Source organism: Streptomyces sp. NPDC050211 (genome assembly GCF_040656035.1).
Taxonomy (GTDB): domain Bacteria; phylum Actinomycetota; class Actinomycetes; order Streptomycetales; family Streptomycetaceae; genus Streptomyces.
Genome location: NZ_JBFALC010000011.1, coordinates 1 through 14,860, shown reverse-complemented (window position 1 = coordinate 14,860; position 14,860 = coordinate 1). Strand labels below are relative to the sequence as shown.

The 14,860-nt window shown below is 70.5% G+C and carries 15 protein-coding genes; 7 read left to right on the top strand and 8 right to left on the bottom strand.

Features of this window, described 5'->3' with window-relative positions:
* Window positions 1-21: 21 nt before the first annotated feature.
* The 3 genes from AB0I98_RS13970 to AB0I98_RS13960 all read right to left on the bottom strand — a co-directional run bounded on the left by AB0I98_RS13970 (window position 22) and on the right by AB0I98_RS13960 (window position 4,193).
* On the bottom strand, window positions 22-2,247 hold the full coding sequence (locus AB0I98_RS13970; RefSeq protein WP_362940183.1) for an acetate--CoA ligase family protein: 2,226 nt from the start codon (window positions 2,245-2,247) through the stop codon (window positions 22-24).
* A 153-nt stretch (window positions 2,248-2,400) separates the two neighbouring features.
* Complete coding sequence (locus tag AB0I98_RS13965) at window positions 2,401-3,636, bottom strand: NAD(P)/FAD-dependent oxidoreductase (RefSeq protein ID WP_362940180.1); 1,236 nt, start codon at window positions 3,634-3,636, stop codon at window positions 2,401-2,403.
* Between the two features lie 281 nt (window positions 3,637-3,917).
* Complete coding sequence (locus AB0I98_RS13960; protein ID WP_362940177.1) at window positions 3,918-4,193, bottom strand: hypothetical protein; 276 nt, start codon at window positions 4,191-4,193, stop codon at window positions 3,918-3,920.
* 709 nt (window positions 4,194-4,902) lie between these two features.
* Here AB0I98_RS13960 and AB0I98_RS13955 point away from each other — a divergent pair.
* Window positions 4,903-5,280 carry an OB-fold domain-containing protein gene (locus AB0I98_RS13955; protein WP_362940174.1) on the top strand — a complete coding sequence of 126 codons (378 nt, stop codon included), beginning with the start codon at window positions 4,903-4,905 and terminating at the stop codon, window positions 5,278-5,280.
* Window positions 5,281-5,298: 18 nt separating this feature from the next.
* Here the strand turns inward: AB0I98_RS13955 and AB0I98_RS13950 are convergent, their stop codons facing one another.
* Complete coding sequence (locus tag AB0I98_RS13950) at window positions 5,299-5,964, bottom strand: pyridoxal 5'-phosphate synthase (RefSeq protein WP_362940171.1); 666 nt, start codon at window positions 5,962-5,964, stop codon at window positions 5,299-5,301.
* 38 nt (window positions 5,965-6,002) lie between these two features.
* Window positions 6,003-6,428 carry a pyridoxamine 5'-phosphate oxidase family protein gene (locus tag AB0I98_RS13945; protein WP_362940168.1) on the bottom strand — a complete coding sequence of 142 codons (426 nt, stop codon included), beginning with the start codon at window positions 6,426-6,428 and terminating at the stop codon, window positions 6,003-6,005.
* A 172-nt stretch (window positions 6,429-6,600) separates the two neighbouring features.
* Between AB0I98_RS13945 and AB0I98_RS13940 the strand changes: the two genes are divergently transcribed.
* The gene (locus AB0I98_RS13940) at window positions 6,601-7,809 is read left to right on the top strand and encodes an esterase-like activity of phytase family protein (RefSeq protein WP_362940165.1); all 1,209 of its coding nucleotides are present in this window, start codon (window positions 6,601-6,603) and stop codon (window positions 7,807-7,809) included.
* 8 nt (window positions 7,810-7,817) lie between these two features.
* Here AB0I98_RS13940 and AB0I98_RS13935 read toward each other — a convergent pair whose 3' ends face one another.
* Window positions 7,818-8,990 carry an acetyl-CoA acetyltransferase gene (locus tag AB0I98_RS13935; protein ID WP_362940162.1) on the bottom strand — a complete coding sequence of 391 codons (1,173 nt, stop codon included), beginning with the start codon at window positions 8,988-8,990 and terminating at the stop codon, window positions 7,818-7,820.
* A 76-nt stretch (window positions 8,991-9,066) separates the two neighbouring features.
* Here AB0I98_RS13935 and AB0I98_RS13930 point away from each other — a divergent pair, with 76 nt between their 5' ends.
* Window positions 9,067-10,389, top strand: coding sequence for an acyl-CoA dehydrogenase family protein (locus AB0I98_RS13930; RefSeq protein WP_362940159.1), 1,323 nt, complete (start codon window positions 9,067-9,069; stop codon window positions 10,387-10,389).
* Entirely contained in the window at window positions 10,389-10,871 is a 483-nt protein-coding gene (locus AB0I98_RS13925) for a nitroreductase/quinone reductase family protein (RefSeq protein WP_362940156.1), read from the top strand. The genes AB0I98_RS13930 and AB0I98_RS13925 overlap by 1 nt, the downstream gene beginning before the upstream one ends.
* A gap of 30 nt (window positions 10,872-10,901) precedes the next feature.
* On the opposite strand, the gene AB0I98_RS13920 is transcribed toward AB0I98_RS13925, so the two are convergent.
* On the bottom strand, window positions 10,902-11,522 hold the full coding sequence (locus AB0I98_RS13920; RefSeq protein WP_362940154.1) for a LysE family translocator: 621 nt from the start codon (window positions 11,520-11,522) through the stop codon (window positions 10,902-10,904).
* 82 nt (window positions 11,523-11,604) lie between these two features.
* On the opposite strand from AB0I98_RS13920, the gene AB0I98_RS13915 reads away from it, so the two are divergent.
* Window positions 11,605-12,057 carry an Lrp/AsnC family transcriptional regulator gene (locus tag AB0I98_RS13915; protein WP_362940151.1) on the top strand — a complete coding sequence of 151 codons (453 nt, stop codon included), beginning with the start codon at window positions 11,605-11,607 and terminating at the stop codon, window positions 12,055-12,057.
* A 90-nt stretch (window positions 12,058-12,147) separates the two neighbouring features.
* Here AB0I98_RS13915 and AB0I98_RS13910 read toward each other — a convergent pair whose 3' ends face one another.
* Entirely contained in the window at window positions 12,148-12,783 is a 636-nt protein-coding gene (locus tag AB0I98_RS13910) for a TetR family transcriptional regulator (protein WP_362940720.1), read from the bottom strand.
* Window positions 12,784-12,917: 134 nt separating this feature from the next.
* Here AB0I98_RS13910 and AB0I98_RS13905 point away from each other — a divergent pair, with 134 nt between their 5' ends.
* Together AB0I98_RS13905 and AB0I98_RS13900 are read left to right on the top strand one after the other, a co-directional pair.
* A complete protein-coding gene (locus AB0I98_RS13905) occupies window positions 12,918-13,661 on the top strand; it encodes a VOC family protein (protein ID WP_362940148.1) in 744 nt (247 codons plus the stop codon).
* A 245-nt stretch (window positions 13,662-13,906) separates the two neighbouring features.
* Window positions 13,907-14,860 (top strand): serine/threonine-protein kinase (locus tag AB0I98_RS13900; protein WP_362940145.1); only part of this gene is annotated, 954 nt, incomplete at its 3' end.

Here is a 14,860-nt window from a genome sequence, read left to right as displayed (position 1 = left end):
AGTTCATTGGGCGGGTTCATCTCAGCGACACACCGCCAACGCGTCCAGCGCCACCGCTCCCTGCCCCCTCGGCAGCACCATCAGCGGGTTGATGTCCAGCTCCGCGAGGTCGCCCCCGAGTTCCAGTGCCATGCGCTGCACCCGCAGGACGACTTCGACGAGCGCGTCGAGGTCGGACGGGGGGCGCCCCCGGACCCCGTCCAGCAGGGCCCGACCGCGCAGTTCACCGAGCATGTCCCGCGCCTGCTCCTCACCGAAGGGCGGCACGCGTACGGCGGCGTCCCGCAGCACCTCGACGAGGACACCGCCGAGCCCGACGGTCACGGTCGGTCCGAAGAGTTCGTCGTGGGTGACGCCGACGACCATCTCGACGCCCCGCTCGACCATCTGGCACACCAGCACGCCGTCCAGCGAGACGTCCTCGTAGCGGGCGATGTCGATCAGCTCGCGGTAGGCGTCCCGGACTTGGCTGGCCGAGGTCAGTCCGATCTTCACGAGACCCAGCTCTGTCTTGTGGGCGATCTGCGCGCCGGACGCCTTCATCACCACTGGGTAGCCGACGAGGCCCGCCGCGCGCACGGCCGCCGCCGCGCTGGTCACCAACTGCTCGCGCGGGACCCGGATTCCGTAGGCGCGCAGCAGCTGTTTCGCCGCGTGTTCGCTCAGTTGCTGTCCTGGGCGCATCAGGGCCTGCGCCTTGCGGAAGGAGGGCGAAGGCGTGCGCGGTGCCTCGTCGAAGGGGGAGCGGTAGCCGGTAACGAACCGGTGGTGGTCGAGGTGGGCGCGGACCGCGGTGAGACAGTTGGTGACCGTGCGGAAGGTGGCCACGCGCGAGGAGCCGAGCAGTACGTCGCGGTACGCCGGCTCGGTGCCGACCGGCGACCCCCACACCACGCACACCAGCTTGTCGGTCCGCTCGGCCGCGTCCACCAGGTCCTGCACGAGCCGGTCGCTGAGCGGCGGGAAGGGCCCGGTGACCGGGCAGATCAGCACGCCGACCTCCGGGTCGTCCAGGATCGCGTCGATGATCTTCCGTCCGCGCCAGTCGCCGACCGGATGCCCGCCGTTGTCGACCGGGTTGGCCACGCTGAGGTACTCCGGTATCCACTGGTGCAGCTCGGCCTGCCGGGCCTCCGACAGCTCCGGCAGCCGCAGGCCCGCCTCGCTCGCCAGGTCGGCCACGTGCGCGCCCGTGCCGCCCGAGATCGAATAGACGACGACTCCATCGGCGCGGGGCGGCCGGGCGCGGGCCAACAGGGCGGCGGTGTCCTGGAGTTCGTCGAGCCCGTCGACCCGGATCACCCCGTACTGCCGCATCGCGGCGTCCACCACCTCGTCCGCGCCGGTCAGCTTGCCGGTGTGTGAGGCGGCCGTGCGGGCGCCGGTCTCGGTGCGGCCCACCTTGACCGCGACGACCGGCACCCCGCGCCGGGCGGCCCGGTCGGCGGCGAGCAGAAAGGAGCGGCCGTCCTTCAGCCCCTCGATATAGCAGGCGATGGCACCGACTTCGGGCTGCTCGGCGAAGTAGGAGATGAAGTCGGCGGTCTCCAGATCGGCCTCGTTGCCGGTGGGCGCCCAGTGGGAGAGCCGGATGCCGAGTTCCTGGAGGGCGAAGACGGGGCGGCCCTGATGCCCGGACTGGGTGATGAGGGTGATGGAGGGACCGTCCAGGTCGTCCCGGAACTGCTCGAAGGCGTTCAGGTTGGTGTTCGGCCCGAGCAGCCGCACACCGGCTTGCTCCACGGCGGCCGTCAACTGCCCCTGCACGACGGCGCCCTCGTCCCCCGTCTCCGCGAACCCGGAGGCGAAGACGACGGCGAACTTCACCTTGGCCTCGCCCAGTTCCTCGATCACGGGGATGGGATCGGCGACCAGTAGTACGGCGAGATCGACCTGCTCGGGCAGGTCGCGGACGGAAGGAAAGCAGGAGATGCCGAAGACGGAGTCCCGCGTGGGATGCACCGGATACAGCCGGGCCCCGACCCGCTCGGCCCAGGACAACAGCTGCCGGGTGACGCCGGTGTTGGGCCGGCCCTCCCCGTCCGACGCGCCGATCACGGCGACGGACTCGGGCCGGAAGAACCGGTCCAGATCGGGGACGCCCGCGTACAGCGGACGCCCGCTGACGTCGTAGTCGTCCACGTCGGCCGGGCGGCCGTGGACGGCGGGGGCGGGCTGCTCGCCGCACGCGACGACCCGGCCCCGGCGGGAGTCGGTGGTAAGGGTGCCGTGGGTTGATCCAAGCATCGGTCGCCCCGCTCCTGTGTGACAGCAACTAACTGACGCAGTGTCAGATTACTGAACTGACGCTTCGTCAGGAAGTCGTTGAACCGGGGCGGTCCTGCGGGGGTGACTGTCATCGCCTGCGGCGGCCCGCCCGCCACAAGTGCGTCCCCGGCGTCAGACCGGCAGCCGGGACACCGAACCCGCCCCGTTCTTCGCGATGGCCTTTGCGATCTTCTCGGCGTCGAGGGCCAGTTCGCGGAGCATGCCGCTGATGGGGTTGGTGAAGCCGGTGAAGTACAGGCCGGGGGCGTGCTGGGGGGTGCGGGCGCCGTGGACGAGCGGTTTGCCGCGGGTGTCGAGGACGTCGAGGTGGCCGATGAGACCGTCGAGTGCTCGGGCGTAGCCGGTGGCGGCGATCACGGCGTCCGGGCCGATGCGGTCGCCGTCGGCGAGGACGACCTTGCCGTCCTCGAAGCCGTCGACGGCGGCCACCACCTCGACGGCGCCCTTGCGTACGGCGTCGATGAGGCCGACGTCCTGCACCGGGATCGACCCCTCGTTGACCCGGCTGTAGAGGCCGGTGTCGGGGCGGGGCAGGCCGTGTTCCGAGAGGTCCGGCACGCTGACCTTGGCCAGCGGACGGGCGAGCCGGTCGACGAGGCCGACCGGGAGGCGCCGGCACAGTACGCCGGTGTACTGGGCGGCCCAGCCCGCGGTCGAGCGGCGCACGATGTGCGGGGCGGTGCGGACGGACAGCCGTACGCGGGAGGCGCCGCCCTCGACGAGGTCTACGGCGATCTCGGCGCCGGTGTTGCCGACGCCGACGACGAGGACGTCACGGCCGGCGTAGGGCTCGGCGTTGCGGTAGTCGGCGGCGTGGAGGAGGTCCCCGGTGTAGGAGTCGCGGCCGGGCCAGACTGGGAGGTGGGGTGTGTGGTTGTAGCCGGTGGCGACGATGACCGCGGCGCCGGTGAGTTCGCGGCCGCCGGTCGCGTGCAGCAGCCAGCCGGAGCCCTCGGGCGCGCGGTCGACGCGGGAGACCTCGACGCTGGTGACGATCTCCAGCTCGTGGTGCTCGGCGTACTTCTCCAGGTACCGGACCACGTTGTCGCGGGACACCCAGCGCCCGAAGCGACGCGGCATGGGCAGACCGGGCAGGCCCGAGAGGCGACGGGTGGTGTGCAGGTGCAGCCGGTCGTAGTGGCGCCGCCAGGACGCGCCCACCCGGTCGGACTTCTCCAGGACGACGGCGCGTATGCCGCGAGCGCGGAGGGCGTACGCGGCGGCGAGTCCGCCGGGACCGGCGCCGATGATGTACACCGGGCGGTCTGCGGGGCTGTGCGCCGCGGGGTTCGCGGGGCTCTGCGCCGCTTGCTTCGCGGGAGATGCGGACGCTGTGGAGTCGGCCATGAGCGCGAGCGTAATCACGTGTCTGATTGATGGGTCTCGGTCAAGACCGGAATTGGTTGCGGATTGATCACGCATGTAGGAGGAGTGAGTGGGACCGGTGGCGTAGGGCGACTGATTGTGGGGACTTTCACGGGCCTGTAGACACGGGCGGGTAAATGCGCCGCGACGCCGAGCCCGGGTTGCGAGGAGGGCTCGACGTCGCGGTTGGCGGCGCGCGTTCTTATGACGGGAAGCGACGCCGCGTTCGTGGGGGAGGGCCGGACGGGCCGGACCTCCCGGTGTTACTTCTTGGCCCGGTTCTTGCCCTGGTTCTTGTAGCCGGTGACCTTGGCTATCCAGGTGATGAAGTCGCCGGGGTCGGTGTTGGCGCCGTGTCCCTCGTCCCAGTAGTACAGGTGGTTGACGTCGTCGCCGAGGTTGGCCGCGGCGGCGGCGATATTGGCGGAGACAGTCAGCGAGGTGTCGGAGTCCTCGGTGCCGAGGCGGATCCACCAGTGCTTCGAGCGGGCCGGGTTCTTGGCGCCGAGGTGGTACATCGGGTTCATCAGGTCGAGCACTTCGGGGATGTCGCCGGCGACGCGCTTGCTGCTGAGCCCGGTGGTGTCGTTCTTGGCGCCGTACGCCGTGAAGTGACGGGCCTTGGTGGTGTCCTTGCCGAACAGGTTGGTCTCAGGGGTGGACAGGTCGAAGGCGTCGAAGGCGGGGACGGCCTTCTTGCGGGCGCCGACGTGGCTGAGGAAGTCGGCCCAGGTGAAGGTGGCCTTCTTGCCGTCCCAGGTGATGAAGGGGTTCGCGGCCAGGTAGGTCGCGCGGTCGGACTCCGAGAGGGCGGCCAGGTAGGTGGTGGCCGACGGCTGGAGGTAGGTGGTGAGCAGGTAGTCGTCGTAGTTGCGGGCGGTGAGGGTGCCGTAGCGGTTCAGGCCGCGCAGCTTGAGGGACGCCTGGTACTCGGCGAACTGCGACTGCAGCTCCTTCGAGATGGACTGGTCGACGTGCTCTCCCGAGTTCGCTGCGGGTGGCGGGGCGGCTCGTGGCCGCCCGTCCGTCCTTGCTGGCGCGAACGTAGTTTGGGGTCGACAAAATCGTCAACAATCTGCGGCTCTTCTGCGGATTTCCTCATCGAACTCAAGGCGGGCTCACAGATTCGGGCCGGTTCGACAGGTCGCCGACAGTCGATAGCCGGCAGCCTCTTGCGTGACCGCGCCGGCCACTGCTGAACTGACGTACCGTCAGATCTCTATCCGTTATCCGTCACGGGGAGCGCACATGGACGTCCCGGAGATCGACGCGTTCACGAAGACGTACTGGGACGCGGCCGCGGAGGGCCGTCTGCTGATCCGCCGCTGCGGGGCGTGCGGCCGGGCCCATCACTACCCCCGCGAGTTCTGCCCGCACTGCTGGAGCGAGGACGTCACCTGGGAACCCGCGACCGGCCGCGCCACCCTCTACACCTGGTCCGTCGTCCACCGCAACGACCTGCCACCCTTCGGAGAGCGCACCCCGTACGTCGCCGCGGTCGTCGACCTCGCGGAGGGGCCCCGGATGATGACGGAGGTCGTGGGGGGCGGGGCGCTGCGGGTGGGGATGGAGCTGGAGGTGGGGTTTCGGGAGGGGGTGCCGGTGTTCCGGGTTCTCGGTGTGTAGGGCGCTGGCCCGGTCCGTTCAAGGCCACAGAAGCTCCTTGGTCCAACCCCTCTCCGCCCGCCGGTAGTTCAGCCGCACATGCCGTCGCTCCGCGTCCCCCTGGAAGAACTCCACCGTGTCCGGCTGGAGGTGGTACAGCGTCCAGGACGGGACCGGTGTGTCCGGGTTGCGCTCGGCGCGTTCCCAGGCCGCTGCTGATTCCGTCGCCAACTCCTCCAAGGAGCCGAGGACTTCGCTCTGGTGGCCGGTGAGGGCGGCGGCGAGGGCGCCGGTGGAGCGGGCGTGGAGGTCGGACTGGGCTTCCTGGGAGGGGGCGGTGGTGACGGGGCCGCGGATGCGGATCTGGCGGCCGAGGGCCGGCCAGTAGAAGCCGAGGGCCGCGTACGGGCGGGCCGCGAGGTGGCGGCCCTTTGCGCTGTGGTCGTGCGTGGCGAAGGACCAGCCGTCCTCGTCGGCTCCGTGCAGCATGACCGTCCGTACGTCCGGCAGGCCCGCCTCGTCCGAGGTCGCCAGCGACATGGTGTGCGGCTCCGGCTGGCCTGCCGTCACCGCCTCCCCGAACCAGGTGGTGAAGAGCGGGAGAGGGGAGGCGGGTGCGGTGGCCGGGTCGAAGGGGCGGAGTTCGGTGACTCCCGCCTCCCAGACGCGGGCCGACCGCAGCAGACGTACAAACTCGGAGTCCATGCTCCGATTGTCCCGCGCACAGGGGGCCTCGGTGGCCGCTACACGTTGCCGAGGTCGGACGACACCCACCGTTCGGGGCGCATCCGGATGATCACCTGTTCGCCGTGGTTCTTCCAGGCGGAGTCGACATAGCCGTCGACCTTCTCGGCGGGGAGGTAGCGGGCCGAGAGGTCGCGGAGTTTCTCGATGGTGGCGGGTGTGGTGTCGAGGACCGGGCCCTCCACCGACACATAGCGGATCGTGGGTTCCAGCCGGTCCACCATCAGGGAAAACCTGCCGGCCTTGCTGATCAGCTGGTGTTTGCGGGAGTCCAGCCCGGTCATGATCCAGACCGTGCCGTCGGGCTCGACCTGGTACCAGATCGGGACGCTGAGCGGTGCGCGTCCCTCCTCGGCGTCCACCGCCAGCGCGGCGATGTGCGGCTCGGCCAGGAACTGCTCGCGCTCCTCGCGGGTCAGGGCCATGTCGGGATCCCTCCAGCGACTCGAGTCGTTCGGATCGTTCGGCGGTCTTCCTGTGGTCCTTCTGTGATGCTCCTTTGTTCACAACGTCCGCCGACGGGTACCTGTTCCCCCACCGGCCGGCCGTCGCCTGCCGTTGGGCCGTTCGTCACCCCGTGTCCCTACTGTGCCCGCCATGAGAAGAATCTCGATCATGCTCAGCGCCGTCGCGCTGACCGTCGGCCTCACGGCGCCCGCCGCCCTGGCCGGCGAGGAGACCGGTGCGAAGACCGACGACTTCGGCCAGGCCACGCTCACCGGATGGGCGTCACTGCCTGCGGAGACGTACGTTCCGGGCAGCGAGCCGTCCGGGGCCGCGATAGGGCCGGGCCCGTTCAACGGGATCGCGGCGCCGTTCGCGGGGCAGCCGGTGCAGGGCTTCAGCGGCATCGTGAACCGGCACGACGGCACCTACGACGTGCTGTCGGACAACGGCTACGGCAACAAGGCCAACAGCGCCGACTTCCTGCTCCGCGTCCACCGCGTCAAGCCGGACACACGCACCGGGAAGGTCAAGGTGCTCGGCGGGTTCAACCTGACCGACCCGTACCACAAGGTGCCGTTCGCGCTCACCCGCGCCGACCGCACCCTCACCGGCGCCGATTTCGACGTCGAGTCGATCGTGCGGGCGTACGACGGGACGTACTGGATGGGCGATGAATTCGGCCCGTTCCTGCTGCACTTCTCGCGCACCGGCAAGCTGCTGGAGGCGCCGATCTCCCTGAAGGGCGTGCAGGCGCCCGAGAACCCGTTCCTGAACGGCGGCACGCCCAACCTCGGCAGCAGCAAGGGCTTCGAGGGCATGGCCCGTTCCGTCGACGGACGGCACCTCTACCCGCTGCTCGAAGGCACGGTGACCGGTGACACCCCCGGCGACCTGCGCTTCAACGACTTCGACCTGAAGGCGGGCAAGTACACCGGCAAGCACTTCACCTACCGCCTGGAGTCCGCCTCCCACGCCATCGGCGACGCCATCGCCGTCGACAAGCACCGCTTCCTGGTCATCGAGCGGGACGGCGGACAGGGCGACACCGCCAAGTTCAAGCGGATCTACCTCGCCGACACGCGGGACCGCGACGGCGACGGCGTCATGGACAAGACCCTCGTCGCCGACCTGATGAACATCGCCAACCCGAAGAAGCTCGGCGGCTTCGGCGAGACGTTCACCTTCCCGTTCCAGACGATCGAGGACGTCGTCCTGCTCGACGACCGCACCCTCGCCGTCCTGAACGACAACAACTTCCCCTTCTCCACCGGCCGCACGGCGGGCAAGGCGGACAACAACGAGTACATCACCATCCGGCTCGGCGACCGCCTGCACGCCGACTGGCGCGCGTTCCTCTAGCCACGCGGTCAACGCCCCAGTACGACCGTCCCCGACGAGCAGAACCACCCGCCCGTCCCGGACGCCACCGCGAGGCGCGGCAACCGCCCATCGGGCTTGAGTACTTGCCGCGCCTCGCCCACCTCCCCTCGCAGCTGCCTCACCGCCTCCACCAGCAGGAACAGCCCCCGCATCCCCGGGTGCTGAGCCGACAGCCCGCCCCCGTCGGTGTTCACGGGCAATTCCCCGCCTACGACTTTCAGCCGGCCCTTCTCGACGAACGCCCCGCCCTCGCCCTTCCCGCAGAACCCCAGATCCTCCAGCGTCACCAACGTCATGTAGGTGAACGCGTCGTAGATCTCCGCGAAGTCGATCTCCTCCGGCCGTACGCCCGCCCGCTCGAAGGCGAGCCGTCCGCTCACCGCCGCCGGGGAGACGGTGAAGTCCGGCCACTCGGACATCGTCGTGTGCGAGACGTACTCCCCGGTGCCGAGCACCCACACCGGCGCCGTACGGCAGTCCCGTACGTACTCCTCCGCCACCAGCAGCACCGCCGCTCCGCCGTCGGACCGTATGCAGCAGTGCAGCTTGGTGAAGGGGTCGGCGATCATCGGGCCGTCGAGGACGTCGTCGACGGTGATCGGCTCCCGGAACATCGCCTCCGGGTTCAGGGCGGCGTTCGCCCGCGCCTGCACCGCCACCTCCGCCAACTGCTCGATGGTCGTGCCGTGTTCGTGCATATGGCGGCGGGCGGCCATGGCGTACTTGGCGATGAGGGTATGGCCGTACGGGACCTCGAACTGGAGCGGGCCGCGCGCCCCGAAGGACAGGTTGCCGGTCCGGCGGCCCGCCTTGATGTCGGCGCGGGCGGTGGAGCCGTAGACGAGCAGGACGGCGTTCGCGTGCCCGGCCGCTATCGCGTCGGTCGCGTGGGCGGCCATCACCTCCCAGGTGGAGCCGCCCACCGAGGTCGAGTCGACCCAGGTGGGACGCAGGCCCAGGTATTCGGCCACCTCCGCCGGGGCCAGCGTGCCGAGGCCCGCCGACGCGAAGCCGTCGATCACGGACTTGTCGAGGCCCGCGTCGGCCAGGGCACGGCGGGCGGCCTGGGCGTGCAGGGCGTACGGGGTGGTGTCGTCCACGCGGCCGCAGTCGGAGAGGGCGACGCCGACCACGGCGACTTTCCGGCTCCCGGGAATCATGAGAGGCCTCCTGCCCCTGGGCATATCGTTCGTGGGCTCCTAATATGACGGCCCGTCAGATCGGGAGGGAAGAGCCATGGACGCCAGCTTCACCACCGAGCAGGACGAGATCCGCCGCACCCTGCGCGAACTGCTCCACAAGCGGTGCGGACCGGAAGAGCTGCGCGCCGCCGTCGATCAGCCGGCCGGCCACGATCCCGCCCTCTGGACCGCCCTCGCCGAGCAACTCGGCCTGCCCGGGCTCGCCCTTCCCGAGACCTACGGCGGTGTGGGCTGCTCGGTCACCGAACTCGCCCTCGCGGCAGAGGAGACGGGCCGGGCCCTCGCCCCCTCACCGCTGCTCGCGACCACCGTCCTCAGCGCGCCCCTGCTGCTCACCCTCGGCACCGACGCCCAGCGCGCGGAGCTGCTGCCGCGCCTCGCCGCGGGCTCGCTCACCGCGGCCCTCGGCGTGCCCGGCGCCGCGCTCGCCACGGCGCTCGGGCTGACCGGCGACAACGGCGACAACGGCGGCAGCAATGGCGGCGACTGGGCCGGAGGAGGGCGCGCGGGGGGCGTCCAAGCGCGGCGTACGGAGGACGGGGGCTGGCGGTTGTACGGGCAGGTCGACCAGGTCCTCGACGGGCACAGCGCGCAACTGCTGATCGTCGCCGCCCACGCCGGGGGGTTCGCCCGCTCGCGCACGCTGCTGTTCCTCGTGCCCGCGGATTCGGCACGGCTCGTCCGCACCCGCCTGACCGCACTCGACGCGACCCGTCCGCAGGCCCGCCTTCAACTGCGGGACGTCGACGCGGAGTTGTTGGGGGACGAGGGCGGCGATGTCCTGGGGACCCTCGCCCGGGTCGGCGATCACACCGCCGCCGTGCTTGCCTGCGAGGCCGTCGGGGCCGCCGACCGGGCGCTGGAGCGGACCGTGGAGTACGTGGGGCAGCGGGAGCAGTTCGGGCGGGCGATCGGGTCGTTCCAGGCGGTGAAGCACCGGTTGGCCGATGTGTATGTCCAGATACAGGCCGCTCGCTCGGCTGCGTACTTCGCGGCGTGGGCTACCGCCGGTGGGGAGCAGTCCGCGGGACCGTTGGGGCTGGTCGCGCCCCGCGGCGGAGCCGCATATGTACACAGCCCCGCGCCCCTTCGGGGCGCTGCTGAACCGCTGCCGAATTCGTCGGAGCCGCTCAGGGTGGGCGGGCTCGCGCTCGCGCAGGCCTTGGAGGCGTTGCGGGGAGCTGCCGCCGAAGGGATACAGATGCACGGCGGCATCGGTTTCACCTGGGAGCATGAGGCTCACCTGTATTTCAAGCGGGCTGCGGGGGACGAGTTGCTCTTCGGGCCCGTGCATCGGCTGCGGGCGCATGCCGCCGATGCGGCGCGGCTCTTCGCGGGCGGGGAGGTGAGCGTCTGATGGGCGTCAGGGATGTCGGGGTGCGGTTCGTGCAGAAGGTGTCGTCCACGCCGGGCTTCGCCAAGGTCGCCCCGCATGTGATCCCCGCGCTGGACCGCGCCGTCCACCGGCTCACCCGCGGCAAGGTGCTGCTGAGCGCGCAGCTGCTGCCGGGGGTGATCCTGACCTCGACGGGGGCGAAGAGCGGGGCCGCCCGCCGTACGCCGCTCGCCTGTATGCCGGAGGAGGACGGGCGCAGCTGGATCCTCATCGGCTCCAACTTCGGGCGTCCAGGCCATCCCGCCTGGACCCACAACCTCCTCGCCCGTCCCGACGCCGAGGTCAGCTGGAAAGGACGGGACATTCCGGTCCGGGCCCGGCTGCTGGAGGGGGAGGAGCGGGCGGCGGCCTGGAAGGCGGCGCTGGAGTTCTGGCCGCCGTATGCGGCCTATCAGGCGCGGGTGGAGCGGGAGATCCGGGTGTTCAGGATCGTACGACGGTGATGCGTACGGCGATGCGTACGGCCATGATCGCTAAAGCGTCCCCAACCGCTGCACCAGCAGAAACGCGCCGATTCCCAGCATCGCCGCACCCGACGTGCGGGTGACCGCGCGGGCTGCGGCCGGGCGGGCGCCGAGGACCGCGCGTGCCAGGAGGCCTACCGTCAGATAGACCGCCGCGCAGCACGCCATGTGCAGGACGCCGAGCGTGGCCGTCTGCACCGGTACCGGCAGCTGCCCGGCCCCCGTCACCAGGAACTGCGGCAGCACCGACAGATACAGCAGCAGCCCCTTCGGGTTCAGCCCGCTGATCGTGGCGCCGCGCAGAAAGACGCGGCCGCGGCTCGTCTCGACCGCATGGTCCGCCCCCGGCACCCCCGGATTCCGCAGCACTCCCCACCCCAGCCACACCAGGTACGCCGCTCCCGCCACCGTCAGTGCGGTCAGCAGGCCCGGCGACCCGGCCACGAGCACCGCAAGACCGGCCGCCGCGAGGACCGTGTGCAGGGCGTAGCCGGCGACCAGGCCGGCCACCGCCGGGAGGGGGGAGCGGCCACGCAGGCCCGCCGAGATCACATACGCCCAGTCGGCGCCCGGTACGCAGACCAGCAGCAGGTCGACGGCGAGGAAAGAAATCAGCGTTCCGGAGTCCATGGTGGGGACATTAGGCGGGAATGGGCCGAAAGTGTTCCTTAACTTTGCCCATGATCGCGGGATGTGAGGGAAAATCTGCCTCATGGATGACGTGGACCGGAAGATTCTTGCCGAGCTGCAGCAGGATGGGCGGCTGACCGTGACCGAGCTGGCCGGGCGGGTGCGGCTGAGTGTCTCGCCGTGTCACCGGCGGCTGCGGGAGCTGGAGCGGTCCGGGGCGATCCAGGGGTACCGGGCCGTCGTCGATCCGGCGGCGGTCGGGCTGACCTTCGAGGCGCTGGTCTTTGTGTCGATGCGGCAGGAGGACCGGGACACGGTCGCCGAGTTCGAGCGGGCGCTGAGCGAGGTGGAGCACGTACTGGAGGCGCAGCGGCTGTTCGGTGAGCCCGACTATCTGCTGCGGGTCGCCACGGCCGACCTGGCGGCCTTCCAGCGGCTGTACGACGAGCGGCTGGCGACGCTGCCGGGGGTGCAGCGGCTGACGTCCACGCTGGTGATGAAGCACGTCGTCAAGGACCGGCCGCTCCCTGGATAGCGCGACAGGCGGCGGCCCCCCCGGCGTGTGCGCCCCCCGTCAGACAGGACTCGGAACCTGGGAAGGAAGAGAAGGAAGAGAGCGAGCGTGCTACTTCGTCGGCTTCTTCCCTGTCACACCCAGGTGCACCAACAGCGCCAGATTCGGCTTGAGTTCAGCCTGTTTGACGCCCCATGTCTGGAAGCCCTTCTGGTGCGAGGCGACGGCCGCGAGCATCGCGACCAGTGAACCGGCGACCGCGGCAGGGTTCACGTCCTTGTCCACCCTGCCCTTGGACTGGAGTTCGGCGATCGCGTCCACCAGGGAGTTGTTCACCGAGTTGAGGATCTTCATGCGGAGCTTGTAGAACCGTTTGTCTCCCTCGGCGGCACCGAGGTCGACGACGCGCAGGATCGCGTCGTTCCTGCGCCAGAACTCCAGGAAACCGTCCACGAGTTCCTGCGCGGTCTGCCAGCCGGCCTTGCCGACCCATGACCGGCCCTCGAGCAGCTCGGTCAACTGGCCGCCCTCGGCGGCCATTTGCTCGGCGATCTCCAGGACGGCGCCTTCGACGTCCGGGAAGTACTGATAGAAGGTCGCGGGCGAAGTGCCCGCTTTCCGGGCGACATCGATGACTTTGACGTCCCGGTACGGGGAGGAGCTGAGCATCTCGCTGAGGCAGTCGAGCAGCTTCTGCCGGGTCGCCTGCCCACGCCGGCCGGCCACGCGGCCGTCGACGGTACGCACTTGTCCTGTCATGCCGTCAGCTTACCGAGGGGTGATCGGAGCGCGATTCGGCCGACTGCAAATGGGGTGCACGGGGGTGGAGCGGGTGGTGTGCCTGGTCTGCGCGGTGCGTGCGGGCCCGTTACGTTGACGGCATGGCCGAAAACAGGGCATCCGCGGGCGAAGAGGCATACGGCGAGGGCGTCGCGTGCTGGGTGGAGGCCCAGCTGCCCGACGTGGCGGCGGGCAAGCGGTTCTACGGAGAACTTTTCGGGTGGACCTTCGAAGATCAGCCGGCGGCGCTCGGCGGCTCCGTATGGGCCCTTCGCGACGGCGCCCCCGTCGCCGCGCTCGCGCGCAAGGCGGACGGCCGTATGCCCACCGTGTGGACGGTGTACTTCGCGACGCCGGACGCGGAGGCGCTGGCCGTGCGGGTCCAGATGGCCGGCGGCCAGATCGTCACCGCGCCCCTGCCGGTCGGCGACCTGGGCAGGGCCGCCCTGGTCGCCGACCCGGAGGGCGCCGTCTTCGGCCTCTGGCAGGCGGGCTCGCACCGCGGCTTCGGCAGGCGGCACGAGCCCGGCACCTTCGCCTGGACCGAGCTGTACACGCGGGACACAGAGGGGGCGAACAACTTCTACGGCGGTCTGTTCACCGACGCCCTGTTCGGGCCGGACGCCGAGCCCGACTTCGGCCGCGCGCCCGTCTCCGACGTCTTCCCGCCCGAGATGCCGCCCCACCTCCTCGTCCATTTCGGTGCCGACGACTGCGACGCCGTACTCGAAACGGTGCTGCGGCTCGGCGGACGGGTACAGGCACCCCCTTTCGACGCGTCATACGGCAGGGTGGCCGTTGTCACGGACAATCAGGGGGCTTCCTTCGCTCTGCTGCAACGCTGATCCCTTGCTGAGATGCCGCGTCCAGCATGCGAAAGGGGCCTTTGCGCGGAGCGGAACCTGTGTTTCTGTCCCAGGGCACTGTGTTTTTGTCCCAAGACACCCCGATCCGCCCCCGGGTTCGCAACCAGTGCCCGGGACAGGAAGAATCAGGGTGCGTGCCGCCAAGGCGGTGCGGTGGTGAGACGCTGCACGGGGTCGCGTACATATGTGGAATGACGCGGCTCGTACGGGGAGGTGGCAGGCAAGTGGTGGATCAGCTGACGCAGCACGATCCGCGGCGGATCGGGCCGTTCGAGGTGCTGGGACGGCTGGGTGCCGGCGGCATGGGGCTGGTCTATCTGGCGCGCTCGGCTTCGGGCCGGCGCGTGGCGATCAAGACGGTCCGGACGGAGCTGGCCGAGGACCAGCTCTTCCGGGTCCGCTTCACGCGTGAGGTCGAGGCGGCACGGGCGGTCTCCGGTTTCTATACGGCGGCCGTGGTCGACGCGGACCCGCGAGCGGCCGTGCCCTGGCTGGCCACCGCGTATGTGCCCGCGCCCTCGCTCGAGGAAATAGTGAACGAGTGCGGGCCCCTCCCGGCCCAGGCGGTCCGCTGGCTCGCGGCGGGTGTGGCGGAGGCGCTGCAGTCCATCCACGGCGCCGGTCTGGTCCACCGTGACCTCAAGCCGTCGAACGTCCTCGTGGTCGAGGACGGTCCCCGCGTCATCGACTTCGGTATCGCCTCCGGCGTCTCCAACACACGACTGACGATGACCAACGTCGCCGTGGGGACGCCCGCCTACATGTCGCCGGAGCAGGCCAAGGACTCGCGGAGCGTGACCGGCGCGAGCGACGTCTTCTCGCTCGGCTCGATGCTCGTCTTCGCCGCCACCGGCCACGCCCCCTTCCACGGCGCCAACCCGGTCGAGACCGTCTTCATGCTGCTGCGCGAGGGCCCGGACCTGGAGGGCCTCCCGGAGGAGCTGCGCCCCCTGATCGAGTCCTGTATGCAGATGGAGGCCACCGGCCGCCCCAACCCGGCCGACCTCCAGGCCCAGCTGGCCCCCCACCTCTTCGGCTCCGGCTCCGACGACAGCGGTACGGCGTCGGCGTGGCTGCCCGAGCGGGCGGTGAGCCTGATCGAGGCACGCCGCAACGGACGCCCGCCGGCCAAGTCCACGCCGGGTTCCGGCCGCAGCGGCGGTCGCGCCGCCGTGCCG